The 24,729-nt window shown below is 44.6% G+C and carries 25 protein-coding genes; 16 read left to right on the plus strand and 9 right to left on the minus strand.

The genetic code is table 11. The annotated features are described in order from the left end of the window. Window positions 1–2: 2 nt before the first annotated feature. Both lmr(B) and lmrA read right to left on the minus strand, forming a co-directional pair. On the minus strand, window positions 3–1,442 hold the full coding sequence (gene lmr(B), locus MHH82_RS38320; protein ID WP_003234772.1) for a lincomycin efflux MFS transporter Lmr(B): 1,440 nt from the start codon (window positions 1,440–1,442) through the stop codon (window positions 3–5). 38 nt (window positions 1,443–1,480) lie between these two features. Further along, window positions 1,481–2,047, minus strand: a complete 567-nt coding sequence (gene lmrA / locus MHH82_RS38325; protein WP_003234771.1) for a transcriptional regulator LmrA — start codon at window positions 2,045–2,047, stop codon at window positions 1,481–1,483. A 216-nt stretch (window positions 2,048–2,263) separates the two neighbouring features. On the opposite strand from lmrA, the gene ansZ reads away from it, so the two are divergent. Together ansZ and lipA are read left to right on the plus strand one after the other, a co-directional pair. Then, entirely contained in the window at window positions 2,264–3,391 is a 1,128-nt protein-coding gene (ansZ, locus tag MHH82_RS38330) for an asparaginase AnsZ (protein ID WP_003234769.1), read from the plus strand. A 161-nt stretch (window positions 3,392–3,552) separates the two neighbouring features. After that, on the plus strand, window positions 3,553–4,191 hold the full coding sequence (lipA, locus tag MHH82_RS38335; RefSeq protein ID WP_015715191.1) for a lipase LipA: 639 nt from the start codon (window positions 3,553–3,555) through the stop codon (window positions 4,189–4,191). Window positions 4,192–4,228: 37 nt separating this feature from the next. On the opposite strand, the gene MHH82_RS38340 is transcribed toward lipA, so the two are convergent. Beyond that, on the minus strand, window positions 4,229–4,612 hold the full coding sequence (locus tag MHH82_RS38340) for an RDD family protein (protein WP_015715192.1): 384 nt from the start codon (window positions 4,610–4,612) through the stop codon (window positions 4,229–4,231). Between the two features lie 234 nt (window positions 4,613–4,846). Here MHH82_RS38340 and MHH82_RS38345 point away from each other — a divergent pair, with 234 nt between their 5' ends. Next, a complete protein-coding gene (locus MHH82_RS38345) occupies window positions 4,847–5,923 on the plus strand; it encodes a helix-turn-helix domain-containing protein (RefSeq protein WP_015715193.1) in 1,077 nt (358 codons plus the stop codon). Window positions 5,924–5,962: 39 nt separating this feature from the next. Here MHH82_RS38345 and natK read toward each other — a convergent pair whose 3' ends face one another. After that, window positions 5,963–6,919, minus strand: coding sequence for a two-component system sensor histidine kinase NatK (gene natK, locus MHH82_RS38350; RefSeq protein WP_015715194.1), 957 nt, complete (start codon window positions 6,917–6,919; stop codon window positions 5,963–5,965). Window positions 6,920–6,931: 12 nt separating this feature from the next. Then, complete coding sequence (gene natR / locus MHH82_RS38355) at window positions 6,932–7,633, minus strand: two-component system response regulator NatR (protein ID WP_003234759.1); 702 nt, start codon at window positions 7,631–7,633, stop codon at window positions 6,932–6,934. 143 nt (window positions 7,634–7,776) lie between these two features. On the opposite strand from natR, the gene natA reads away from it, so the two are divergent. The 3 genes from natA to MHH82_RS38370 all read left to right on the plus strand — a co-directional run bounded on the left by natA (window position 7,777) and on the right by MHH82_RS38370 (window position 10,746). Continuing rightward, on the plus strand, window positions 7,777–8,517 hold the full coding sequence (gene natA / locus MHH82_RS38360) for a sodium ABC transporter ATP-binding protein NatA (protein ID WP_015252894.1): 741 nt from the start codon (window positions 7,777–7,779) through the stop codon (window positions 8,515–8,517). Next, the gene (natB, locus tag MHH82_RS38365; protein ID WP_072173729.1) at window positions 8,518–9,678 is read left to right on the plus strand and encodes a sodium ABC transporter permease NatB; all 1,161 of its coding nucleotides are present in this window, start codon (window positions 8,518–8,520) and stop codon (window positions 9,676–9,678) included. It begins immediately after the preceding gene. 135 nt (window positions 9,679–9,813) lie between these two features. Further along, window positions 9,814–10,746 carry an aldo/keto reductase gene (locus MHH82_RS38370; RefSeq protein WP_120027751.1) on the plus strand — a complete coding sequence of 311 codons (933 nt, stop codon included), beginning with the start codon at window positions 9,814–9,816 and terminating at the stop codon, window positions 10,744–10,746. Between the two features lie 39 nt (window positions 10,747–10,785). On the opposite strand, the gene MHH82_RS38375 is transcribed toward MHH82_RS38370, so the two are convergent. Beyond that, window positions 10,786–11,850, minus strand: a complete 1,065-nt coding sequence (locus MHH82_RS38375) for a DUF4352 domain-containing protein (protein ID WP_003234750.1) — start codon at window positions 11,848–11,850, stop codon at window positions 10,786–10,788. Continuing rightward, on the minus strand, window positions 11,851–12,003 hold the full coding sequence (locus MHH82_RS38380; protein ID WP_021481864.1) for a hypothetical protein: 153 nt from the start codon (window positions 12,001–12,003) through the stop codon (window positions 11,851–11,853). Window positions 12,004–12,176: 173 nt separating this feature from the next. Here MHH82_RS38380 and MHH82_RS38385 point away from each other — a divergent pair, with 173 nt between their 5' ends. Both MHH82_RS38385 and MHH82_RS38390 read left to right on the plus strand, forming a co-directional pair. After that, complete coding sequence (locus MHH82_RS38385; protein ID WP_124048553.1) at window positions 12,177–13,598, plus strand: YcdB/YcdC domain-containing protein; 1,422 nt, start codon at window positions 12,177–12,179, stop codon at window positions 13,596–13,598. A gap of 186 nt (window positions 13,599–13,784) precedes the next feature. After that, window positions 13,785–15,146: a YcdB/YcdC domain-containing protein gene (locus tag MHH82_RS38390; RefSeq protein WP_064672084.1), complete on the plus strand. Its 1,362-nt coding sequence runs from the start codon at window positions 13,785–13,787 to the stop codon at window positions 15,144–15,146. A 7-nt stretch (window positions 15,147–15,153) separates the two neighbouring features. Here MHH82_RS38390 and cwlK read toward each other — a convergent pair whose 3' ends face one another. Further along, window positions 15,154–15,657 carry a peptidoglycan L-alanyl-D-glutamate endopeptidase CwlK gene (gene cwlK, locus MHH82_RS38395; protein WP_064672039.1) on the minus strand — a complete coding sequence of 168 codons (504 nt, stop codon included), beginning with the start codon at window positions 15,655–15,657 and terminating at the stop codon, window positions 15,154–15,156. 122 nt (window positions 15,658–15,779) lie between these two features. Here cwlK and rapJ point away from each other — a divergent pair, with 122 nt between their 5' ends. The 6 genes from rapJ to znuB all read left to right on the plus strand — a co-directional run bounded on the left by rapJ (window position 15,780) and on the right by znuB (window position 22,192). Continuing rightward, the gene (gene rapJ, locus MHH82_RS38400) at window positions 15,780–16,901 is read left to right on the plus strand and encodes a response regulator aspartate phosphatase RapJ (RefSeq protein ID WP_064672038.1); all 1,122 of its coding nucleotides are present in this window, start codon (window positions 15,780–15,782) and stop codon (window positions 16,899–16,901) included. 107 nt (window positions 16,902–17,008) lie between these two features. Further along, window positions 17,009–17,785 carry an SDR family oxidoreductase gene (locus MHH82_RS38405; protein WP_003234739.1) on the plus strand — a complete coding sequence of 259 codons (777 nt, stop codon included), beginning with the start codon at window positions 17,009–17,011 and terminating at the stop codon, window positions 17,783–17,785. Window positions 17,786–17,809: 24 nt separating this feature from the next. Beyond that, entirely contained in the window at window positions 17,810–19,495 is a 1,686-nt protein-coding gene (locus MHH82_RS38410) for a glycoside hydrolase family 13 protein (protein ID WP_072175244.1), read from the plus strand. Between the two features lie 187 nt (window positions 19,496–19,682). Then, on the plus strand, window positions 19,683–20,642 hold the full coding sequence (locus MHH82_RS38415; protein WP_003234733.1) for a metal ABC transporter substrate-binding protein: 960 nt from the start codon (window positions 19,683–19,685) through the stop codon (window positions 20,640–20,642). A 54-nt stretch (window positions 20,643–20,696) separates the two neighbouring features. Beyond that, entirely contained in the window at window positions 20,697–21,392 is a 696-nt protein-coding gene (gene znuC, locus MHH82_RS38420; protein ID WP_014475714.1) for a zinc ABC transporter ATP-binding protein ZnuC, read from the plus strand. Continuing rightward, window positions 21,350–22,192 carry a zinc ABC transporter permease ZnuB gene (gene znuB, locus MHH82_RS38425; protein WP_003246340.1) on the plus strand — a complete coding sequence of 281 codons (843 nt, stop codon included), beginning with the start codon at window positions 21,350–21,352 and terminating at the stop codon, window positions 22,190–22,192. The genes znuC and znuB overlap by 43 nt, the downstream gene beginning before the upstream one ends. 37 nt (window positions 22,193–22,229) lie before the next feature. Here znuB and MHH82_RS38430 read toward each other — a convergent pair whose 3' ends face one another. Next, on the minus strand, window positions 22,230–23,225 hold the full coding sequence (locus MHH82_RS38430) for an LLM class flavin-dependent oxidoreductase (RefSeq protein WP_038828536.1): 996 nt from the start codon (window positions 23,223–23,225) through the stop codon (window positions 22,230–22,232). A 283-nt stretch (window positions 23,226–23,508) separates the two neighbouring features. Here MHH82_RS38430 and MHH82_RS38435 point away from each other — a divergent pair, with 283 nt between their 5' ends. Both MHH82_RS38435 and MHH82_RS38440 read left to right on the plus strand, forming a co-directional pair. Then, window positions 23,509–24,108 carry a TerD family protein gene (locus tag MHH82_RS38435; protein ID WP_072175243.1) on the plus strand — a complete coding sequence of 200 codons (600 nt, stop codon included), beginning with the start codon at window positions 23,509–23,511 and terminating at the stop codon, window positions 24,106–24,108. A gap of 21 nt (window positions 24,109–24,129) precedes the next feature. Continuing rightward, window positions 24,130–24,711 (plus strand): TerD family protein, encoded by a 582-nt coding sequence (locus MHH82_RS38440; RefSeq protein ID WP_003234723.1) that lies wholly within the window; start codon window positions 24,130–24,132, stop codon window positions 24,709–24,711. The last annotated feature ends 18 nt before the right edge of the window (window positions 24,712–24,729 follow it).

Consider the following 24,729-nt stretch of genomic DNA (forward strand, 5'->3'; position numbering starts at 1 on the left):
TATTAATGATCTACCTTCACGCGCTTCATAAAGAAAGCGCCAATTAAACCGATAATGGCAACAATCATTGCAAACACAAATGCGTGCTGTACACCCGCTGTCAAAGCTTGCGGGATGACTGCCGGATCGGCAGGGTTTTTAACTGTACTCATATAATCATGCTGGCCTGCAGCCATAATGCTGACCGCAACCGCTGTTCCGATAGCGCCGGCCATTTGCTGCAGCGTGTTCATAATGGCGGTGCCGTCTGGATAAAATTCACGCGGCAGTTGGTTTAAACCGTTTGTCTGTGCAGGCATCATGATCATAGAAATCCCGATCATCAAGCAGGTGTGCAGGATGATAATCAGCACAGCTGTTGAAGTGGTCGTTACATTTGAGAAGAACCATAGTACAACTGTGACAATCACAAATCCCGGAATGACAAGCCATTTCGGCCCGTATTTATCGAACAAGCGGCCTGTAACAGGGGACATAAATCCATTTAAAATACCGCCCGGCAAGAGAACAAGACCAGATGCAAATGCAGTCAGGACTAAGCCGCCTTGCAGATACATCGGCAGAAGCAGCATAGATGACAGAATGACCATCATACAAATGAACACCATGATCACACCCAAAATAAACATCGGGTATTTGAACGCACGGAGGTTCATCATCGGCTGCTTCATTGTCAGCTGGCGGATTGAAAATAGGATAAGGCCGACAACGCCGACAATCAGCGACACGATAACAGTCGGGCTGGACCATCCCCCGGAGCCTTCACCCGCGTTGCTGAATCCGAACACAATGCCGCCGAAGCCAATCGTCGACAGGATGATAGACAATACATCGATTTTCGGCTTTGTCGTTTCAGATACATTCTGCATATATGCGATACCGAACACAAGCGCCAGCACAAGGAATGGAAGAGAGATCCAGAAAATCCAGTGCCAGTTGAGGTGCTCCAGAACCAATCCTGAGAAAGTTGGGCCGATGGCGGGCGCGAACATAATGACAAGACCGATCGTTCCCATTGCGGCGCCCCGTTTATGAGGCGGGAAAATCACCAAGATTGTGTTAAACATTAGGGGCAGTAAAAGACCGGTTCCAAGTGCCTGAACGATCCTTGCTGCTAATAAAAACGAGAAGCTCGGCGCAAGCGCCGCGATCAAGGTTCCTATAATTGAAAAGATTAGTGACACGGTAAAAAGCTGTCTTGTTGTGAACCACTGTAACAGCAGTCCTGAAACAGGAACAAGGATACCGAGTACAAGCAGGTAGCCCGTCGTTAACCATTGGACGGTTGCCGCTGTAATGTTCAATTCCTTCATAAGGTCGGTTAACGCAATATTCAGTGCTGTTTCACTGAACATGCCGATAAAACCGGCCAACAGCAAGGAAATCATAATCGGCATCACTTTGTATTGCTGAGATGCTTTAGCTGTTGTTTCCAAAATCATTTCCCCTCTCTATCAACTGCATGTAGGATGTCGTTTTTTTATCTCTTCAGCAGGTCAGGAATGCAGCTGGAGATATGAAGGAGCGGCGTACTGTTTTTTGCCGTCAAAGATAAAAGAATACCGCCTTCAATCATCGCGTTAACCACAGTGCTGGCTTCTTTTGCACGGCTCTCGCTGCAGCCAGTCTGCCGCAGTTTTTCCTCATATACAGAGGCCCATTCTTTGTAGGCTTCATGACAGGCTTCGCGCAACGGTTCGCTTTTCAATGACGTCTCAGCCGCTAGCAAGCCCACAGGCAAGCCTTCAATGTCTTCCGTACATGAAAACTGGCAGGAGAGCTCCTTCAAAAAGGCTTGAATGCCTTCCGCTGGGTCGGTGTAGGCTTCCATGCAGTCCGCGATTTTCTGACGGATATACTCCTTCATCTCATTTACGGCTTCGATCGCAAGCTGTTCTTTACCCCCGGGAAAGTGGTAGTAAAGAGAGCCTTTAGGCGCACCGCTTTCCTTTATAATCTGGTTCAGCCCCGTGCCGTAATACCCTTGCAGCTGAAAAAGCCGGGTAGCTGCCGAAAGGATTTTCTCACGGGAATCTCCATAACTCATAACATTCCCACCTTACTGAATTGCAATCAAAAATATAGTGACTGGTCTATTATCTTGATTCAATCATCAATTGTCAAGAAAAATTCATTGTATGAAAAGACAAAAAAAGAAGGATATGACAACAAAAAATACTGAGAGAAAAGCTGACTGATCTTTTGACTGAATAGATAAAATGTTCAATGATTAATCATCATATGGATGTAAGGAGAGAAATAGATGAAAAAACAACGAATGCTCGTACTTTTTACCGCACTATTGTTTGTTTTTACCGGATGTTCACATTCTCCTGAAACAAAAGAATCCCCGAAAGAAAAAACGCAGACACAAAAAGTCTCTTCGGCTTCTGCCTCTGAAAAAAAAGGTCTGCCAAACATTAGAATTTTAGCGACAGGAGGCACGATAGCTGGTGCCGATCAATCGAAAACCTCAACGACTGAATATAAAGCAGGTGTTGTCGGCGTTGAATCACTGATTGAGGCAGTTCCAGAAATGAAAGACATTGCAAACGTCAGCGGCGAGCAGATTGTTAACGTCGGCAGCACAAATATTGATAATAAAATATTGCTGAAGCTGGCGAAACGCATCAACCACTTGCTCGCTTCAGATGATGTAGACGGAATCGTCGTGACTCATGGAACAGATACATTGGAGGAAACCGCTTATTTTTTGAATCTTACCGTGAAAAGTGATAAACCGGTTGTTATTGTCGGTTCGATGAGACCTTCCACAGCCATCAGCGCTGATGGGCCTTCTAACCTGTACAATGCAGTGAAAGTGGCAGGTGCCCCTGAGGCAAAAGGGAAAGGGACGCTTGTTGTTCTTAACGACCGGATTGCCTCAGCCCGATATGTCACCAAAACAAACACAACTACAACAGATACATTTAAATCAGAAGAAATGGGCTTCGTCGGAACAATTGCAGATGATATCTATTTTAATAATGAGATTACCCGTAAGCATACGAAGGACACGGATTTCTCGGTTTCTAATCTTGATGAGCTGCCGCAGGTTGACATTATCTATGGATACCAAAATGACGGAAGCTACCTGTTTGACGCTGCTGTAAAAGCCGGAGCAAAGGGGATTGTATTTGCCGGTTCTGGGAACGGGTCTTTATCTGATGCAGCCGAAAAAGGGGCGGACAGCGCAGTCAAAAAAGGCGTTACAGTGGTGCGCTCTACCCGCACGGGAAATGGTGTCGTCACACCAAACCAAGACTATGCGGAAAAGGACTTGCTGGCATCGAACTCTTTAAACCCCCAAAAAGCACGGATGTTGCTGATGCTTGCGCTTACCAAAACAAATGATCCTCAAAAAATCCAAGCTTATTTCAATGAGTATTGAAGAAAAGAAGGCAATAAGCCTTCTTTTTTTTGGCTTTTTAGGACCAATAATGACCTCTGAATCTTAAAATTTCTTTAAAAATAAGCCAAAATTACCCTTTACTTAATTAATTTGGTAACGTAATATAATTGGAGAATTTGTTACAAAAAAAGGAGGATATTATGAAATTTGTAAAAAGAAGGATCATTGCACTTGTAACAATTTTGATGCTGTCTGTTACATCGCTGTTTGCGTTGCAGCCGTCAGCAAAAGCCGCTGAACACAATCCAGTCGTTATGGTTCACGGCATTGGAGGGGCATCATTCAATTTTGCGGGAATTAAGAGCTATCTCGTATCTCAGGGCTGGTCGCGGGACAAGCTGTATGCAGTTGATTTTTGGGACAAGACAGGCACAAATTATAACAATGGCCCGGTATTGTCACGATTTGTGCAAAAGGTTTTAGATGAAACGGGTGCGAAAAAAGTGGATATTGTCGCTCACAGCATGGGGGGCGCGAACACACTTTACTACATAAAAAATCTGGACGGCGGAAATAAAGTTGAAAACGTCGTGACGCTTGGCGGCGCCAACCGTTTGACGACAGGCAAGGCGCTTCCGGGAACAGATCCAAATCAAAAGATTTTATACACATCCATTTACAGCAGTGCCGATATGATTGTCATGAATTATTTATCAAGATTAGACGGTGCTAGAAACGTTCAAATCCATGGCGTTGGACACATCGGCCTTCTGTACAGCAGCCAAGTCAACAGCCTGATTAAAGAAGGGCTGAACGGCGGGGGCCAGAATACAAACTAATGAGATAAATAACCTTGAAGAGTCCTATTCTTCAAGGTTATTCTGCTTTTAGCACAATGGTTTTCGCCGCCATATCATGAACGGTTTGTTTTTTCTTCGTAAATGCGGCTGTCAAATAGATCAGGCGGGAGAATACATGCACCCACGCTATCAGGTAACGGACAATGGCTTGCGGGAAGGATATTTTTTTATATGTTTCGTCCCTCACGATTTGCAGCCCGATGATTTTTTTGCCCAGTGTGCCCTTCCAATTTGTCAGCGGCATCAGCAAAGGATACACAATCAGCATCAATATGGCGACAATAATGACACCGGCGGACCCATCGCCAAACGTAAATCCGGCTGCCAAAATCACTGCTGCGGCAATGATTACATCAAGTACAAGCGCGCAGGCGCGCAGCATGAAACCAGCTAGTTCCAATAGAAACACTCCTTAAAATGTTAAATAAATACCTAATGATTGTAAAAAAGAAGGGCCTAAAGTGGGAATAGGTGATAAGCCTTAAATCACAAAAGTTGGTGAAAATGTCATAGGTAAATTGGCATAATCAGCCAGCTTATCACATTACCAAATTCTTTTTTAGCCCGAAACCAAGCCCTCAGAAGTTATTTTTGTTAAAATAGAAAAGTTACAACAGAATTCGGAGGGTTTATTGTGGGAAAAGTGAAACGAAATGCCCCTTGCCCATGCGGCAGCGGCAAGAAATATAAAAAATGCTGCGGAAGTAAAGTTGTCGACTTCCCGGCGGAACTAGCGGCAAAAGAAGCGAAGCAAATTCAGGAAGACTTAGTGGAGTATGCCTTCACAGTACATAGAGAAAGCATTTCAGGCTTTATCAACCAGCATGATTTTCTTTCTGCTATGGACAGACAGACGAAAGACATCAGCGTATTTAACTTAGGAATCTGGGGAATCTTCTTCCACCCGCTTGCTGGTGAGAAGACAATCTTCGAAGAGTACCTTCAGAAAAAAGGCGATTCGATCACTCGTCCGAAAACGCGTGAGATCGTAGAATCATGGCAGAGCATGACGCCTGCTTTATTGCTGCTGAAGGACCTGAAGGAAGGCATCATTCACTTTGAAGATGTCATTACGGCAAAACAATTCGAAGTGGAAATGGACGCCAGCAATCAAGACCTTCCTCCAGTGGGAAGCCTGATTCTTGGATATCCAATCCACGAAGCGGAAAAAGCAGAATTCTTCATGCAGTTCACGATCTTCCCGGTGAAGAGAACAGGAGCGCTGATCAGCAAGGTGAAGAAATATGCGGATGCCGCTGTGAAGGAAGGCAAAACGCCGGAGGACTTCATGAAGCAGGAATTCAACAACGTTCTGTTCGCGTTGTTAGCTGAGAAAGATGAAGAGCCACAAGCAGAGAAAGCGGAAGTAAGCACTGTTGAGTGGGCAAACGATTTGGAGAAAGAAACCGCTGCGGCTATTGAAGAAGGCATGAGCGGGGAAGAGTATCCGACTGAATTGATCCCAGCTGTTATTGACATTTGGAAAACATTCTGCGAGAAAAAATCACCTGTCATCAGAAAGCCGGAAGCTTTTGCTGCGGCAGTTGAATATTATGTAAACGCAATTTCTCTTAACGGCGCGTCCGTTTCTCAAGCTAAACTGGCGAAAAAATACGGCGTCAGCGCATCAACGATTTCCAGCCGTTACAAAGAAATTGAAAGCACGCTGCAGGATGAAGCGGATCGTTTTGCACAAGCGTTATCCTCATAATGGAAAAAACCTTGAAAAGCCAGGCTTTTCAAGGTTTTTTTATTTCTGAAACGGAATTTTGATTTCTAACCGGAAGACGGAGTGGCGGTAGGTAAAATCCAGCCTGCCAAAAGCGCCCTTCACCAGTTTTTGAATGATATATGTGCCCATGCCTTCATGAGCGCCGTTTTTCGTTGAGCGGCCAAACGATTGATAGATTGTATCGAGCACTTTTGGGTCCATCCCGGGAGTGCTGTTTTCACAAGTCAGTACATAAAGTCCGCTGCGCAGTGAAGTCTCGAGTTTAATCTCTGCTTTTTCTCGGGCCTCCTCCGCGCTGTCGAGCGCATTTTCTAATATGTTGCCGACCAAGCTGACCTGATCAGCAGGCGAAAATGGAAGGGAAGAAAGCGGTGTATGCATATGCAGCGAAACACTCACATTCGAGGCGCGGGCTTTTTCTAAAAAATCATAAAGCACCCCTGCAACGTACGCGTTCTCTCCCTTCAAAAATCGGTCATATTGACTGTATTGATCCGCCCAGTTTTGAATATATGCTTGTGTATCTGCCTTGGGCTGAGCTGATTTGATTGCAGTGATATGTTTCATTGTGTCATGATTCCGGCTTCTGACATCAATCAGCATTTGATTGGCGTGCTGTTCAGCTTGAGTCAGCTTATCAATTTGATCAGAAAGCCTTGCCTGCAAAGCAGACTGTCCGATACGGAGCCCTTCACACCCTGCAAATATCGCGATTACACATAATGCCGGCATGATGTCTGTGCCGATCAGCACTACTCCCGCCGACATCACTTGAATCACCGCAATCCACGCACAAAGCTGGAAGGAACAGCAGTCCCACACCCGCTTCGTATTCCAAATGTACAATCCTGCAGCAGCTGCGCCTAAAACAGCGGTGAGCCAAGAGGCGGCTGTGCTGTGTGAAAGAGCAGCAGCTCCCTGATAACATATGAAACTAAATAAAACCAGATAAAGACATTGAAAAAGGGTAATCACGTTCTGAACTCCTCAAAAGTAGTAGTTTTGAAAATAATCAAGCTGCTGCTTGGTGATCATCGCTTTTTTAGACGTTCCCTCAAAGGAAACTGTGAATGAATGCTTGGTATAAGCGGAAAAATGCTTTATGTAATGAATGTTGATAATAAAGGAACGATGCGAACGAAGAAAATCCTTTTCGGGCAGGTCGCCTTTAATATCATTTAATGTTTGATACGTTTGCACCTCTTCGGCGGTTGTCACAATCGTCGTCGAACGTCCCGTCCGTTCTGCGAAAATAATATCCTTCTTTTGCAGGACGTGCATTTCAGACTTTTGCTTTATCAATATACGCCCATTCAAACTCGTTTCCGTTTTCTTTTTCAAGTACCGGTCGAAGGAAGCGGCCAGACGGTCGGCATAGTACGGCTTCATAATATAATCATGGACGTTCAGGTCAAAGGCGTGAACCGCATAACCGCCGTGGCCGGTAACAAAAATCACATCCACATCAAGTGAATGGGATTTGATCAAATCAGCAAGCTCGTAGCCAGACATATGGGGCATCTCGATATCGGCAAGCAGCAGATCAATGTCTCCGTTCTTTACCCGCCTGTAGGCTTCCTTCGCTGAATCGGTGGAAAAGACAATTTCGACGTCCTGCATTCTGGACACGATCGCTTCCAGCTTCTCTAAATCTACTCGATAATCATCTACAAGTCCGACTTTTACCATTATCATTCCCCTAGTTACATAGAATCATCTTTATTCTATCCCATTTCACGACATAAAAAGAACTCTTCGCGACAACTTTATCCAACTAATCCAGCTTTTCGTATATAGTCATTACTAGAAATAAAGATAAGGGAGATTGTGACATGATTACACTGACCGATTGCAGCCGCAGGTTTCAGGATAAGAAAAAAGTAGTCAAAGCGGTGCGAGATGTAAGCTTAACAATTGAAAAAGGAGAAGTCGTCGGCATTCTCGGAGAAAACGGTGCCGGCAAAACCACGATGCTGAGAATGATTGCTTCCTTGCTTGAACCATCACAGGGTGTAATCACAGTAGACGGCTTTGACACGGTCAAGCAGCCGGCTGAGGTCAAAAAAAGAATCGGTGTCTTATTCGGAGGAGAAACCGGGCTTTACGACAGGATGACCGCTAAAGAAAATCTCCAATACTTCGGCAGGCTGTATGGGCTGAACCGCCACGAGATCAAAGCAAGAATAGAAGATTTATCGAAACGGTTCGGCATGCGCGATTATATGAACCGGAGAGTGGGCGGGTTTTCGAAAGGCATGAGGCAGAAAGTCGCCATTGCCAGAGCGCTGATTCACGATCCGGACATCATTTTATTTGATGAGCCGACAACTGGGCTTGATATTACGTCAAGCAACATCTTCCGCGAATTTATACAGCAGCTGAAAAGAGAACAAAAAACGATTCTTTTCTCCAGCCACATTATGGAGGAAGTGCAGGCGCTCTGTGACAGTGTCATCATGATTCACAGCGGAGAGGTGATTTACCGAGGGGCGCTTGAATCACTATACGAGAGCGAGCGCAGTGAGGATTTGAATTACATCTTTATGTCTAAGCTTGTCAGGGGGATTTCTTAAATGCTGAGCCATATTTATAAAAAAGAAATGATCGACGCTTTGCGCGACAGAAAAACGATTTTACTCACAATCTTAGTGCCGATGATTATGATGCTTGGACTTGTCTTCTTTTATGAAAGCATGCTGTCCGACAAAGGGGAGCAGTACACGCTGGCTGTCGGCCATTCGCTTCCGCCCGCACTGGAAAGCAAGCTTAATGAGATTGACGAAATCAGCGTAAAAACATTTGCAAAGCCTGAAGAGGCAGTTGATGAAGGAAAAGCAGATGCCTATCTGAACGTCCCGAAAGAGTTCGACTCATATGTCAACAGCATGACACCTTTTAAGATTGATGTTTACGGTAATTCAATCGATCAAGGGTCGTCAAATGCCATGCAGCTTGTGCAGTCTGCCTTAGATCAGTACAAAAATGAAATTGTGCAGCAACGTTTAACAAATAAGCATATTGATCAATCGGTGATCCAGCCGTTTACGATTCAGCAAAAGGAAGCGGATGAGGAGAAAGGGACTTCCGCTATTATGCTTTCCGCCATTCTGCCCATGCTGATTCTGACTTCCATTGTTTCCGGCGCAATGCCGATCGCTCTTGATATCATGGCCGGTGAAAAGGACCGGAAGTCAATCGAGGCGCTGCTATTAACGCCAGTCAGCAGAAACAAAGTGCTGGTCGGCAAGTGGCTTGCGGTTTCCACTTTTGCCGTGGCTTCAGGTGTATTGGCTTTGGTGTTTTTGATTTTGTCCACCGTGTTATTTACCGAAAATTTAAAAACGGCCTTCCAGCTGGGAGATCATATGTGGAGTGTAATCGGCGCTTCAGCCTTAATCATTGTGCTCTCTGCATTGCTGATATCTGCGATGGAACTTTTCATCAGCATCATGTCCAGCTCGGTAAAAGAAGCGCAAAGCTATATGTCTCTCGTCGTCTTTCTGCCTGTGTTCCCGATGTTTTTCATCTTCAGCAAGGCACCGAACCAATTTGACTTATCATACTTTCTCATCCCGTTTCTGAACCTGCATGCGTTATTTAAACAGCTTTTATTCGGGATGGTTGACCCGGCTGCCATTTTGTCTACGTCAGGAACCATCGCCGTGCTCATCGCCATCTTCTTTTTACTAGCCAGAGCCTGCTTCCTGAAAGACAAATGGGTTCTTCCAAAATAAACTTGCAAAAGGAGAAATACACTTTCTCCTTTTTGTATATCCTGAAAAAAGAAGGAAAATAGAAAAAGGATATCTAATACAAAAAGTGACCCTGCACTATTTTTCATCAAAATTGGTTTCAAAGGAGAAGGAACAATGGATCAAACACGTACACTCGGCAAAACGAAGCTGGAGGTGAAGCGGATCGGATTCGGCGCGAATGCGGTCGGCGGGCATAATCTATTTCCAAATCTAAATGATGAAACAGGGAAGGATTTAGTGCGCACGGCATTGGATGGCGGCGTCAACTTTATCGATACCGCCTTTATATATGGATTGGGGCGGTCTGAAGAATTAATCGGCGAAGTCGTACAGGAACGCGGCGTGCGGAATGAGCTCATCATCGCCACCAAAGGAGCTCATAAAGAAGTGGACGGCAGCATTGAACTAGACAATAGCCGGGAGTTTCTTCGCAGCGAGGTCGAGAAGAGCCTGAAGCGGCTGAAAACAGATTACATTGATTTGTATTATGTTCACTTTCCGGATGGAAAAACACCTCTCGCTGAAGTGGCGGGCACTTTGAAAGAGCTGAAGGATGAGGGGAAAATCAAAGCGATCGGCGCTTCGAACCTCGATTATCAGCAATTGCAGGATTTTAATGCTGACGGCTATTTGGAGGTCTTCCAGGCCGAATATTCTCTCATACAGCGTGATGCCGAGAAAGAGCTTCTTCCATACTGTGAAAAACAAGGCATCTCCTTTATTCCTTACTTTCCGCTTGCGTCCGGACTGCTGACAGGAAAATTCACGCAAGACACAGTCTTTGATGATTTCAGAAAGGATAAACCTCAATTTCAGGGTGAAACGTTTATCCAAAATCTCAAAAAAGTAGATAAGCTGAAAGCAGTAGCAGAGGAAAAACAAGCGGATACGGCACATGTCGCCTTGGCGTGGCTGTTAACGAGACCGGCGATTGATGCCATTATTCCAGGAGCTAAACGACCTGAGCAATTACAGGATAACCTGAAAACCTTGAACATTGAACTGACCGAAGATGAAGTGAATTTCATCAGCGACATTTTCAAATAAAAAAGGAAATAGCCTCCGAGGCTATTTCCTTTTGGTGTTTTATTCTTTGATGAATGCTTCGACTAATTCTGCTGCTCTGTAATCATCCATATCAAGCTGCCATTGGTCGATGTCATTTTTCTTCATTTTTACTTCAACTGTTTTTTCAGATGAAGCAGGTCCAAGCTTTTTAAATTCCTCAGGGTAGACTTGAAGCGCGTATTTCACTGCCTCTTCATAGCTGGCACTAGAGTTTTTACTGTAGTAGTCTTTCACTTTGTCTTCGATACGGTCTGAAAGAGAAGATGCATCTACAGGTTTAACTGTGGCTTCAACAATTGCTTCGTCTTTAGAGATTGAAGTCGTTTTTGCTTGAATGGAAGAGTTTTTGCTTAATCCCTCTTTAATGCCGTTCACGATATTATCAAGCGCTTTGCTGTCCGCATATGTGCTGGAAAGGCCGGAAGCTGAGAGATAACCGTCTTTGGCTGATTCATTGAAATCATTTACAATTTCATTTTTGTTAGCGCCGGTGATTTTTTCGAAATCGGCGTTATCTTTGCCGAAAAGAAGGACATCAACATAAGCTGATAACGCTTTTGCAGAATCTTGGAGCTTATCTGCCGTCGCCAGGATTTTTTTGTCTTTTCCGTCAATTTTAAAAGTAACTGATTTTGGCTTTTTATCACCGTAAGATTCCGGCGTATAGTTGAGCTCGTATTGCTTGCCTTTATCTACAACGAAGAAAAGATTTCCTTCAACGGATTTGTCAGCGTTAATCGTGCTGCCTTGAAGCTTTTCGCTATAGTCTTCAGGGTCTGTGTCAGACATTTTGGTATCACCTTGATACAATGTGAAATCCATACTGTCTACATTCAACGGGTCTTTTCCTGTGTTTTTCACCGCGACATTGACTTTTAACACAAGCTGGTCATCTGAAGTGGACTTATCATATTTAGACGGAAGCGTATAAGAGACATCCTTGATTTTGACTTGAGCTATATCTGAGCTTTTTTCTGTTTCTGATTCTTTCTTCTCCGCGCTTGTTTTGCTGCCGGAACAAGCAGCTGTAAACATCATCAGCAGAAGAATTAGGAAAACAGCGTACGTTTTTTTCTGAAACATTCATTTTTCCTCCTCAAATGGTTTAGGAAAGGGAGTCTTTTGTCTTTGAGAAATGGATCTTTTTGAATGGATTAGCATCATATAACCAAAAAAATCAGTTCTTTTCTCACGGTTTTCACCGGATTTTCTGGAAACTCCGCCCTCCTTTGTCATGAATGGACCTATAAAAAGTTACAACGGAATTAATTTTAAGATTATTAGCTTTTATATTGAATAGGTTCATCATCCTATTTTTGGTGAAAAATGTTCTGGTAAAACTGGTAAACTCAGAAAACTGTGTATTTTAGACTATTACTTTTTGATTAGTTGGAGGGAACTTAAGAAGGATGAAAGGGGCTGCCTTTGTGAAGAAAGAGGGACTGAAACAAAAAGCACTGGAAATCGGCCGGGTGCCGACACACTTAAAACTGGAAATTGAAGATTATGGCGGTGATGACAAAAGAGTCTGTTTTTGTTGGACAGATCCTCAGGATGAGAATATCGGCATTATCGTGGAACTTGGACCGGACGGGGAGCTGGAATCCCTTTCCCGTGATATTGAGCCTGAAAGCGGAGAAAGGCTGTCTGAGGAGAAACTAGAGGATATCATACGCCAATTTGTCGAGACTCATCATCCGGGGGCACTCTCTGCCTTTGTTCGTGAAGAAAATGACCGTGCATACGGCGATAAAGTGAGATTTTCATATGTTCAAATGGAGGCTGGGCTTCCTCTCCCCATGAGCGGATTTATGGCTGATGTTTCCTTATCAGGTGAGATCGTTTACTTCCGCTATTACGGCGAAGCGGGCAGCATCATCAAGCCAAAGAGGGTCGCGGATGTTGAAGAGGCACTTGCCTTTATCAAGAAGGACGTGGAGTTCGACCTTTTGTTTGAGGTTCTCCATCGTTCTGTTTACAAAAACGGAGATGATCAGCCGCATTTGGTGTATGAGCCTGAATGTAGGGCGATTACCGTACCTGCGGATTTGGTTCAAGAAGAACAAGGAGGGGTTGATGATGACGATGATTACAGGGAGCCGGAGAGCTTTCCTCTCCCTTTATTCGAGGGCATCCGCGAAAAGGCCGATCCTGACAGCATGATTGGTATTGAAAATGGGTTTGTCAAAGAGCGGGAAGCGGATTTGGGAGATGGGAGAATCGGAATCGTTTGGCGGAATCCGGATGACCCTGTGTATCAGCCGGCGGATAAAAGCATGGACAGCTGGTTTAAGGGACGGACTCATCAAGTGCTGAAAACCATCTATAACAAAGAAACCGGAAAACTCGAAGGCGTCATGTCATTTATGGAGGAAAAAGGGCCGCTGACAGTAACTTTGGCAGAGTGCGAAAAAATCGCGCTTCGCTTTCTGTTTGCTTTATTTCCGAATGCCGATCAATATTTTAGGATCAGATACGATGAAAAGGATGAAGAAGAAAACGCAGTCGCTGGTTTTACATTTGAAGCGCATTGTCACGGGGTTCCGATCCGATTTGGGCAGATCAGAATTTGTGTCAGCCGCCAGACAGGGTATATCACCGTTTATATGGGACCGGATATTGACCCAAATAAGCTGGCAACCATTGATCCTGTGCCGGCTATTTCAGTTGAACAAGCCAAGTCTATCTTTTGGCAGCATTTTAAAGTTGAGCTTGGCTGGGAAAGAGAGTACGGGGATGATGAAGAACACAGCTACCGGCTCGTCTATAAGCCGGTGTATCCGCGTTTTATCGATGCACATACAGGAGAGCCTGTCTTCAGCATATGGTGAAACAGCCAAAAGTCACGCAATTGCCTCAGATATAGAAGAGAGTATGTGATGAAAGTAACAGAAAGAATCTCGAAAAACAATGACAATAATAGAAAAGGACCTTTCTTCACTTTAAAAGAAGAAAGGTCTTTTTATATAATAAACAGGATTCTCTTTGTCGTAGACTCTTTGAAAGGGATGACTTCATTGGTTAATAAACAGCTGAAAAAGAAGGCGCAGGAGATCGGAAATGTACCGACGCATTATGAGCTTGAGATAGAAGATTACGACCAAAAGCAAAAGAAGAACGGGCAGGCATATTTTATCTGGAAGGACCCTAAAGATCCGGAAAAGCACATTACAGTTGAACTTAGAAATGACGGCGCTTTGCTCACCTTTTCAACAACTGTCCGCTCCGAGACAGACAAACAACTTCCAGATGCCGAGCTGAAGCTGACGGCTCTTCAGTTTGCCGCTGCCCATCATTCCGGCACATTTATGAATTTTCATTTTCAAGGCAAGGAAGAACGGGGGGAGCACATCCGGTTTGTCTATACCAAAATGGAGCTGGGGCTTCCGATTCCCAATTCAGGTTTTTTAATTGATATGACACGCAGCGGTCAGATTGTCCACTTTCTATATTACGGAAAAGGGCATAAAGCTGAAGTTCCGACGGAATTTGTAGCAAAAGAGAAGGTTGTGTCCCATTACTTAAACACAATGTCTTTTGAGCTGATGTACGATGTCATTGATGGCGAACAGGAACCAAGGCTTGTTTATGAACCGATTCTCCCGGGATACAGCTATCCCGCAGATGTAGACGAAATTGTGCCCGACCAGCATATCGCAGATGAAAGAATAGAAAACACGGCGCCACTGCCGCCGCTTCAGAACAAGGAAGAAGTTGATATATTTGCCTTGCTGGGTTTTACCTCTGATATGCAGAAAGTCAGTGAAAGAGACTTTGGGGAACAAATTGGAAGCACGTGGCGCAGGGGCGCTGCGCCGGAGCGTAAGGATTTAAGCATAGGAAGCTATTTTGAAACGAGAAATAAAAACACAATCAAAATGAAGACGGATAAAAGAACCGGAAAATTAAAAGCAGCGCTTTCTTTTATGGAGCGGCAGAACAACCGCCAATGCTCCACGGAAGAATGCCAAGAGATAGCGCTTCAATTTTTGTATGCCCTCTATCCGAGAGCGGCTGAGTTTTTCAGGGTGAATCCCGTCCGAATTGATGAAAGAGGGAGAGTCCGCAACCATTTTTCTGTCTGGTATAAAGGAGTGCCGCTGCGGTTCGGCGCTGCCCGCATCATTGTCAATCCGGAAACTGGGTTGATTGACGCTTTTATGGCGCCTGATATTGAACCTGAACAATTGGAAGCGATAAATCACAGGCCGGATGTTTCCGCTGAAGAAGCGAGAGAAGCATTTTTAGCCGCTTTTGATGTGAAGCTGGAATGGCAGCCTGACTTTACTGCAGGCAGTGACCAGCACTACAAACTTGTCTATAAGCCGGTTTACCCTTCCTATATTGATGCGCACATAAGGAAAAAGAAAAGGTTGTGAGGGGTGTCTAGTTAGGAATCATCTCCAAGTGGGGGTAGTCCTTGAATCGTTTCCAATCCCCGCCCCATTCGAAACCGAGTGTCTTAGCGATCTCGACAACCTCCAGCCAATCTGATTTTTCGTTTTGATTGCCGTCATATTCCATATCCCATATGATGCTTCCATCCCTTTTTTGAAGGGCGAAATCAATCGCTAAACCATAGTTATGATACGATTCCCCTCCTCTTGCATAGGTGACAATATTCCCTTTTTTTGTACGTCCCTGTTTATATAATTCATCTTGTTCCTTAAAGGACCTGAATCTTTCAGTAATGACGACGGTAATGCCTTTATTCGCTGCAGCGGCTTTGAGTGCATCGGCATTCTGCTTCACAATCGGATGAAGATCCGAGGGGACAGGCATGTCCTGCAAGGCGTTTTGAGAATGCCATTCATGCCGAATATAACTAAAACAAAGATCTAGAAGAAATAGAATACATAAGATAACAAAGATTTTTGCGGGTAACTTCATATCGGTCTCACTTTCTCAAGATGTGCTGAATGTTAACGCTTTTAAGTGATTGACTCTCTCTAAAAGCGAACAGCTATGATAAAATATAACATAAATAGTAGCAGGAGGAAGGAGGCAGACCGATGAGAGCAAAGATTCCATCAGAAGAAGTAGCAGTAAAGCTGAATGAATGGTACAAGCTCATTCGCGCATTTGAAGCAGATCAAGCAGAAGCGTTAAAGCAGGAGATTGAATACGATTTAGAAGATATGGAAGAGAACCAGGACTTGCTTTTATATTTTTCTTTGATGGAATTCCGGCATCGAATCATGCTTGATAAGCTGATGCCGGTGAAAGACAGCGACACCAAGCCTCCATTCTCTGATATGCTGAACGAAATTGAAAGCAATCAGCAAAAACTCACGGGCTTATTGGAATATTACTTTTATTATTTCAGAGGAATGTACGAATTCAAGCAGAAAAATTTCATATTAGCGATTGACCATTATAAACATGCCGAGGAAAAGCTCGAGTATGTCGAGGATGAGATCGAAAAAGCTGAGTTTCTTTTTAAAGTCGCAGAAGTGTATTATCACATCAAACAAACGTATTTTTCCATGAATTATGCGAGCCAGGCGCTTGATATCTATACGAAATATGAACTGTACGGTCGCCGCCGGGTTCAGTGTGAATTTATCATCGCCGGAAATTTGACCGATGTGTATCATCATGAAAAAGCACTGACCCACTTGTGCAGCGCTTTAGATCATGCCAGGCAGCTTGAAGAAGCGTACATGATCGCCGCTGCCTATTATAATGTCGGACACTGTAAGTACAGTCTGGGTGATTACAAAGAAGCGGAGGGCTATTTCAAAACAGCCGCCGCCATTTTTGAGGAGCACAACTTTCAGCAAGCTGTTCAAGCTGTATTTTCACTGACCCATATCTACTGTAAAGAGGGAAAATACGACAAAGCAGTAGAGGCGTATGACCGCGGGATAAAGAGCGCGTCTGAATGGGAGGATGACATGTACTTGACGAAATTCCGCCTCATTCATGAGCTGTATCTTGGAAACGGTGACCTGAACGTGCTTACAGAATGCTTTGACCTGCTGGAATCCAGGCAGCTTCTTGCAGACGCCGAAGATCTGCTGCATGATACAGCGGAACGTTTCAATCAGCTGGAACATTACGAGTCCGCCGCTTTCTTTTACCGCAGGCTGATGAATATTAAAAAGAAGCTTGCCGAGCAGCGTTTTCAATAGGAAATGGCAGAGAACTACAGGTTCTCTGCTTTTTTTGTGCTGTTTTCAACTCGGAAAAACAGGGTATTTTCCACTGCATAGTGAGAAATCAGAGGAGGATATCAAGTATGTACAAAGATTTAACCGGAAAAACAGCGATTGTGACAGGGTCTTCAAAAGGAATCGGGAAAGCCATTGCGGAACGGTTCGGACAGGAGAAAATGAATGTTGTTGTAAACTACCACAGCGACCCGTCTGGAGCCGATGAAACCCTGGAAATCATTAAGCAGAACGGAGGGAAAGCCGTCGCAGTTGAGGCGGACGTGTCAAAAGAAGAGGGGATTCAGGCGCTCTTGGACACAGCTTTAGAGCATTTCGGCACGCTCGATGTGATGGTAAACAACTCTGGTTTTAACGGCGTTGAGGCGATGCCGCATGAGATGAGTCTTGAAGATTGGCAGAGAGTGATTGATGTCAATGTTACCGGAACCTTTCTGGGAGCGAAAGCAGCACTTAACCACATGATGAAAAACAATATCAAGGGCAATGTGCTGAATATCTCAAGTGTTCATCAGCAGATTCCGCGCCCTGTCAACGTTCAGTATTCCACATCCAAAGGCGGCATCAAGATGATGACGGAAACGCTGGCGCTCAATTATGCGGATAAGGGAATCCGCGTCAATGCGATAGCGCCCGGCACCATTGCCACAGAATCAAATGTTGATACGAAAAAGGAAGAGAGCAGGCAAAAACAATTGAAAAAAATCCCGATGAAAGCCTTCGGAAAGCCTGAAGAAGTGGCGGCAGCAGCAGCTTGGCTCGTATCTGAGGAAGCAAGCTATGTGACCGGCGCAACACTTTTCGTCGACGGCGGAATGACACTTTATCCGTCTCAGCTTGAATAGAACACAAAACAGGGGGATTGCGGGATGAAAACGGACTGGTGGAAGGATGCAGTGGTGTACCAAATTTACCCGAGAAGCTTTCAGGACAGCAATGGAGACGGAATTGGGGATTTGCGGGGGATTATTTCCCGTCTTGACTACATAAAGGAGCTCGGGGCAGATGTGATTTGGATTTGCCCGATCTATCCTTCTCCGAATGTTGATTACGGGTATGATGTGACAAACCATAAGGCGATTATGGATTCTTACGGAACAATGGACGATTTTCACCAGCTGCTGGACCAGGTGCATCAGCGGGGATTAAAGCTGGTGATGGACTTTGTGTTAAATCACACCTCGGTCGAGCATCCGTGGTTTAAAGAAGCGGAGCTGGACAAAAACAGCAAATACCGCAGCTATTATTATTGGCGTCCCGGCACAAAGAACGGCCCGCCGACAGACTGGCTCTCAGACTATGGCTGCCCGGTCTGGCAATACGAGGAGCACACCGGAGAATACTATCTCCATATGAATGCCGTCAAACAAGCTGATTTAAACTGGGAAAATCCCGAAGTTCGCCAGGCGGTGTATGACATGATGAAATTTTGGCTCGATAAAGGGGTCGACGGTTTGCGAATTGATCAGCTCCATCTCATTTCTAAGAAAGAATATCTTCCTTCGTATGAGGACTATATCAATCAGCAGGCAGAGCCGAAGCCCTTTCAGCCAAATGGCGAACGAATCCATGACTATTTAAAAGAAATGACAGATGAAGTGTTTTCTCAATATGATGTCATGTCTGTCGGAGAGGTCGGCAGTGTCACACCGGAAGAAGGCCTGAAATATACGGGAACAGATAAGCATGAGCTGAATATGATTTTTCACTTTCAGCATATGGAGCTTGATCAGCAGCCCGGAAAAGAACATTGGGATTTGAAGCCCCTTGAGCTTTCTGATTTAAAATCGGTTTTGACAAAATGGCAAAAGAAGCTTGAACATCAAGGCTGGAATACATTGTTTTGGTGCAACCACGACCAGCCCCGGATTGTGTCCAGATTCGGAGACGATGGGGAATACCGCAAAGCATCAGCGAAAATGCTGGCAGCCGTACTTTATTTTATGAAGGGCACGCCGTATATTTATCAGGGAGAAGAAATCGGGATGACAAACGCGCCGTTCACCCGGATTGAAGACTACAAAGATATCCAAACGATCAATATGTATCATAAACGGGTGTTTGAAAAAGGCTATGATCCAAATGATGTGATGAGATCGATCTTAGCCAAAAGCCGGGATCACGCCCGGACCCCGATGCAGTGGAACAGCGGCAAAAATGCCGGATTTACTGACGGCACGCCTTGGCTGAAGGTCAATCCGAACTTCACCGCAATCAATGTGGAGGAAGCGCAGGGAGATCCTGATTCTGTCTTAAACTTTTACAAAAAGCTGATCAGCCTGAGAAAGCAGTACGCTGACCTCATGAAAGGGAGCTTTGATCTTTTGCTTCCGGACGATCCGCAGTTGTTTGTATACATGAGAGAAAACAGTAAACAGCAGCTTTTGTCGGTCAATAATTTTTCAAAAGAGCAGGCTGTTTTTCAGTGGCCTAAGAACTGCGGCAAAGCTCAGGCCTCACTGCTTCTCAGCAATTATAACAACGATGATCTTGCTGACGAAATGGTGTTCCGGCCTTATGAGAGCAGGGTCTATCTTCTGGACAAAACAAACTAATGATTGAAGTAGCCCGGCATTCTTAGCCGGGTTTTTTTAGTACATATATTCGCTCTGCAGGCGGGAAGAATAAATGAAAATGAAATTTATTCTTGCAAAACGTAATGACTTCGGTTTATTATGATATAGGATTACAAAATCGTTATCATTTTGATTTAAAGTTACTGAAAAAGAGGGGATATACGATATGTTTAAAAAATGGAGCGGTTTGTTTGTGATTGCAGCGTGCTTTTTATTGGTTGCAGCATGCGGCAACTCATCAACAAAAGGGTCGGCGGATTCAAAGGGTGATAAACTGCACGTTGTCACAACGTTCTATCCGATGTATGAATTCACAAAACAAATTGTAAAAGACAAAGGCGATGTGGATCTGTTAATCCCATCTTCCGTTGAACCGCATGATTGGGAACCGACGCCGAAAGACATTGCTAACATTCAGGATGCTGATTTGTTCGTTTATAATAGTGAATACATGGAGACATGGGTTCCGTCAGCTGAAAAAAGCATGGGCCAAGGCCATGCCGTTTTCGTTAATGCAAGCAAAGGTATTGATTTAATGGAAGGCTCTGAAGAAGAACACGAAGAGCATGATCATGGGGAGCATGAGCACAGTCATGCAATGGATCCTCACGTATGGCTCAGCCCTGTTCTGGCACAGAAGGAAGTTAAAAATATTACGGCGCAAATCGTGAAGCAGGACCCGGATAACAAAGAATACTATGAGAAAAATAGTAAAGAATATATTGCAAAACTGCAGGATCTTGATAAACTATATCGTACAACCGCAAAAAAAGCGGAGAAAAAAGAATTTATCACGCAGCATACAGCTTTTGGCTATCTGGCAAAAGAATACGGCTTGAAGCAGGTTCCGATTGCAGGGCTGTCACCTGACCAAGAACCGAGTGCAGCCAGCTTGGCAAAGCTGAAAACATATGCCAAAGAACATAATGTAAAAGTCATTTACTTTGAAGAAATTGCATCCTCAAAGGTCGCAGATACGCTCGCCAGTGAAATCGGCGCGAAGACAGAAGTGCTGAATACACTGGAAGGCTTGAGCAAAGAAGAACAGGATAAAGGTTTAGGGTATATCGACATTATGAAACAAAACCTCGATGCCCTGAAAGATTCACTATTGGTTAAATCATAAGATAGTGTGCGCCGGAGGGTGCACACTATTTCTTTGTGAGAAAGGAAGATTAACATGAATCTCGTCTCATTGAAAGATATCGTTTTCGGCTATTCCCATACGCCTGTTTTAGATAAAGTATCACTTGATATTGAAAGCGGTGAGTTCGTCGGCATCACTGGACCAAACGGCGCCTCTAAATCGACGCTCATAAAGGTAATGCTCGGCATGCTGAAACCGTGGGAAGGCACAGTGACGATCAGTAAAAGGAATACAGAAGGGAAACGCCTGACCATAGGGTACGTCCCGCAGCAAATTTCTTCATTTAATGCCGGCTTTCCGAGCACGGTGCTGGAGCTTGTTCAGTCAGGCCGCTACACAAAAGGGAAATGGTTTAAACGTTTAAATGAAGAAGATCATCTTGAAGTAGAAAAAGCACTGAAAATGGTGGAAATGTGGGAGCTCCGCCATCGTAAAATCGGTGATTTATCAGGCGGACAGAAACAGAAAATCTGTATCGCCAGAATGCTCGCCAGCAACCCGGATCTGCTGATGCTGGACGAACCGACGACAGCTGTTGATTACGACAGCAGAAAAGGATTTTACGAATTTATGCATCACCTTGTGAAAAATCACAACCGCACAGTTGTGATGGTTACTCACGAACAAAACGAAGTACAGCAATTTTTAGATAAAGTGATTCGATTAGAGAGAGGAGAAAAAGGCGGATGGAAATGTTTGACTTGGAATTCATGCGACGAGCTTTTCTAGCAGGCGGCATGATCGCCGTCATGGCTCCGATACTAGGAGTGTATCTCGTTCTCAGAAGACAGGCCTTAATGGCTGACACACTTTCACATATCTCATTGTCAGGTGTTGCCATCGGCTTTTTTCTCAGCACCAATATAACCGCAGCAAGCATAGTCGTCGTGACCATCGGCGCGATCGGAATTGAATACATGCGGCGGGCGTATCGGACTTATTCAGAAGTGTCCATTGCCATCTTAATGGCAGCTGGTTTGTCCTTCGCGATGTTTTTAATCAGCCTTTCCAAAGGCACAGCCAATATGAGCATCGATCAATACCTATTTGGATCGCTTGTGACAGTAAACCAGCAGCAGGTCTATATTATCAGTATTATCACACTGCTGATCCTGCTTTATTTTATCGTACTGAGAAGGCCGCTCTACCTGCTGACGTTTGATGAAGCAACAGCCAAAACATCGGGAATCAATACAAACGTTCTCTCGTTGTCATTCAGTATTGTCACAGGCCTTGCGATTTCAGTCATTATTCCGATCATCGGGGTTCTTCTTGTATCGGCCCTGCTCGTATTGCCGGCAGCATTCGCCATCAGAATTGCAAAAGGCTTTAACATGGTTTTCATTACAGCCATACTCATTTCATTATTCAGCGTATTTACGGGACTGACATCATCCTATCAGCTCGGGACGCCGCCAGGTCCGTCTATTACCCTGCTATTGATCGTTTTGCTATTAATCGGATTTGCAGTTCAGGGAGTTTGGACGTTTATCAAAAAAGAAGCTCAGCGCAAAAAAAGAAGCCGATAACATGAAAAGCAGTTTTCCCTAGGGAAAACTGCTTTTTTTATAGAAACAATCCGGCAAGGCGCTCATAAGATTCTTTTTTCGCCTCAAAATCAAACACATTGCACAGAACCATGATTTCATTTGTTTCGTAGCGGCCTGTGAGGTCTAACAGCTGTTGTTTGACAGTGGTTGGAGAACCGATCACCATCCGCTTTCTGTTTTCTTCTATGAGTTTTTTATCGGACGCTGTATAGGGATGAGCTTTCGCTTCCTCGATGCTTGGCACGCGGCTGTCCAAGCCTTTTCCGACGCGAAGAAGCCACAAATCCTGGCTTAATGCGAGTTCTTCTGCCTCTTCATCTGTTTTTGCGCAAATGACAAAAATCGTAAACAGTGCGGATGGATTCGAAAAATGGGCTGAGGGCCGAAAGCTTTCCCGGTAGATGCGGAATGCATTTTCTCCTCGCTCGGGATTAATGAAATGCCCAAATACATATCCAATCCCCTGGTGCGCCGCGCGTCTTGCGCTGTTTTCACCAAGACCGAGCACCCATAGCTCGGGTGCCGTACCAATAAGGGGTGCCGCTTTGATTCCGGCATACGGATGGTCGGGAGGAAGGGAATCTGTTAGAAAATAAGAGACATCCTGCAGCTGTCTGTTAAATTCGGTTAAGCTTTTTTTCACCCCGTCCGTTAATGCAAGCCTGGTTTTTGTCGTGCCGCCGGGGGAACGACCGACGCCGAGGTCAATCCGGTTTGGATACAGGGCCTCAAGCTGGCGAAAGGTTTCAGCCACTTTAAATGGGCTGTATTGGGGCAGAAGCACGCCGCCTGATCCGACACGAATGGTGTTTGTCTGTGCTGCGATGCGGGCGATCATGATTTCAGGCGCTGTGCTTGCCAGTCCTTTCGTGCTGTGATGCTCGGCAAACCAATAACGCTTATAGCCCCACTCTTCGCTAAATCGAGCAAGCTCAACCGAATGCTGAAGAGTTGTCACAGGGCTCTCTCCTTTAGAAACAGGTGCCTGATCAAGTATGCTTAAATGAATCAAAAGGCCGCTTCCTTTCTGTCTGTTTTTAGATGGTGACACCAGAATAGGCAAAATGACTTGCCCGCGTCAAATGGTTTGTTTAAGAAGCGCACTTTATAGCATTTGCAAATCATATATCAAATATGGAAGTTTTTTTTCGAGGTTTTTCGTCAATTATTCTTAACTTTTACGAAACTTTGATATAATAACAAACGTATATATTAGTAATTTACGGCTTATTTTCCTTGTGAGCGTAAAAATAAATGTGACTATCTTCACATTTCGATGAGTAGGAGTGAATCGTGTGGCAATTTCTTTAGAAAAAGGTCAACGAATTGATTTAACAAAAGGAAAAGCCGGTCTGTCAAAATTGATGGTCGGTCTCGGCTGGGACCCAGTGTCCTCAGGCGGAGGATTCTTCAGCAAACTGCTTGGCGGAGGCGGTCCGAATATCGACTGTGACGCTTCAGTGCTGATGCTGGAAAACGGAAAATTTACCGATAAGAAAAACCTGATTTATTTCGGCAACCTGAAAAGCCGCTGCAGCGGTGTACAGCATACAGGCGACAACCTGACGGGTGACGGTGCGGGCGATGACGAGCAAATTATGATAGATTTAGATAAAGTGCCTGGAAACATCGATAAGCTTGTATTTGTAGTGAACATTTACGATTGTGTCAGAAGAAAACAAGATTTCGGCATGATTCAAAATGCGTTTATCCGCGTAGTTGATCAATCTAATCACGAGGAAATGCTCAAGTACAATTTGAGAGACAATTACGCCGGCAGAACAAGCCTGATTACAGCAGAAATCTACCGCAGCGGCAGTGAGTGGAAGTTTGCGGCGATCGGTGAAGGCACAAACGATACGAGATTAGAAGATATTATCAGCCGATACGTATAAAAGAAAAGGAGTGGATGAAACATGACAATTTCATTGGCAAAAGGACAAAAAGTAGATTTAACAAAAACAAATCCGGGTCTTTCAAAGGTTGTTGTCGGTTTAGGCTGGGATACGAACAAGTATGACGGCGGACACGACTTTGATCTTGACTCAAGTGTGTTTCTGTTAGACGCCGCAGGCAAATGCGCGTCACCAAACGACTTTATTTTCTACAACCAGCTTGAAGGCGGCAATGGTTCAGTCGTTCATTCAGGCGACAACCTGACTGGTGCTGGCGAAGGCGACGATGAGAATGTAAAAGTAAATCTCAGCGCTGTACCGGCAAACATTGATAAAATCTCATTTGTTATTACCATTCACGATGCAGAAGCGCGCAGCCAAAACTTTGGACAAGTATCAAACGCGTTTGTCCGCATCGTAAATGAAGAAACAAATGAAGAGCTCATCCGTTACGATCTTGCAGAAGATTTCTCTATTGAAACGGCAATCATTGCAGGGGAGCTTTACAGACATAACGGCGAGTGGAAATTCTCAGCAATCGGCTCAGGCTACCAAGGCGGCCTTGCCCGCATTGCAACAGACTACGGTTTGCAAGTCGGTTAAGACAAATACGAAGAGCAG

The sequence above is a fragment of the Bacillus sp. FSL K6-6540 genome, from assembly GCF_038007545.1.

Excerpts from the sequence above, each read along its gene's own strand:
- znuB (WP_003246340.1), top strand. The coding sequence starts at position 21,350 with ATGGAAATGTTTGACTTGGAATTCATGCGACGAGCTTTTCTAGCAGGC.
- MHH82_RS38375 (WP_003234750.1), bottom strand. The coding sequence starts at position 11,850 with ATGTTTCAGAAAAAAACGTACGCTGTTTTCCTAATTCTTCTGCTGATG.
- rapJ (WP_064672038.1), top strand. The coding sequence starts at position 15,780 with ATGAGAGCAAAGATTCCATCAGAAGAAGTAGCAGTAAAGCTGAATGAA.
- cwlK (WP_064672039.1), bottom strand. The coding sequence starts at position 15,657 with ATGAAGTTACCCGCAAAAATCTTTGTTATCTTATGTATTCTATTTCTT.
- MHH82_RS38380 (WP_021481864.1), bottom strand. The coding sequence starts at position 12,003 with ATGACAAAGGAGGGCGGAGTTTCCAGAAAATCCGGTGAAAACCGTGAG.
- lmrA (WP_003234771.1), bottom strand. The coding sequence starts at position 2,047 with ATGAGTTATGGAGATTCCCGTGAGAAAATCCTTTCGGCAGCTACCCGG.
- MHH82_RS38440 (WP_003234723.1), top strand. The coding sequence starts at position 24,130 with ATGACAATTTCATTGGCAAAAGGACAAAAAGTAGATTTAACAAAAACA.
- MHH82_RS38410 (WP_072175244.1), top strand. The coding sequence starts at position 17,810 with ATGAAAACGGACTGGTGGAAGGATGCAGTGGTGTACCAAATTTACCCG.
- natB (WP_072173729.1), top strand. The coding sequence starts at position 8,518 with ATGCTGAGCCATATTTATAAAAAAGAAATGATCGACGCTTTGCGCGAC.
- natR (WP_003234759.1), bottom strand. The coding sequence starts at position 7,633 with ATGGTAAAAGTCGGACTTGTAGATGATTATCGAGTAGATTTAGAGAAG.
- znuC (WP_014475714.1), top strand. The coding sequence starts at position 20,697 with ATGAATCTCGTCTCATTGAAAGATATCGTTTTCGGCTATTCCCATACG.
- natA (WP_015252894.1), top strand. The coding sequence starts at position 7,777 with ATGATTACACTGACCGATTGCAGCCGCAGGTTTCAGGATAAGAAAAAA.
- ansZ (WP_003234769.1), top strand. The coding sequence starts at position 2,264 with ATGAAAAAACAACGAATGCTCGTACTTTTTACCGCACTATTGTTTGTT.
- MHH82_RS38405 (WP_003234739.1), top strand. The coding sequence starts at position 17,009 with ATGTACAAAGATTTAACCGGAAAAACAGCGATTGTGACAGGGTCTTCA.
- MHH82_RS38370 (WP_120027751.1), top strand. The coding sequence starts at position 9,814 with ATGGATCAAACACGTACACTCGGCAAAACGAAGCTGGAGGTGAAGCGG.
- lipA (WP_015715191.1), top strand. The coding sequence starts at position 3,553 with ATGAAATTTGTAAAAAGAAGGATCATTGCACTTGTAACAATTTTGATG.
- MHH82_RS38385 (WP_124048553.1), top strand. The coding sequence starts at position 12,177 with ATGAAAGGGGCTGCCTTTGTGAAGAAAGAGGGACTGAAACAAAAAGCA.
- MHH82_RS38415 (WP_003234733.1), top strand. The coding sequence starts at position 19,683 with ATGTTTAAAAAATGGAGCGGTTTGTTTGTGATTGCAGCGTGCTTTTTA.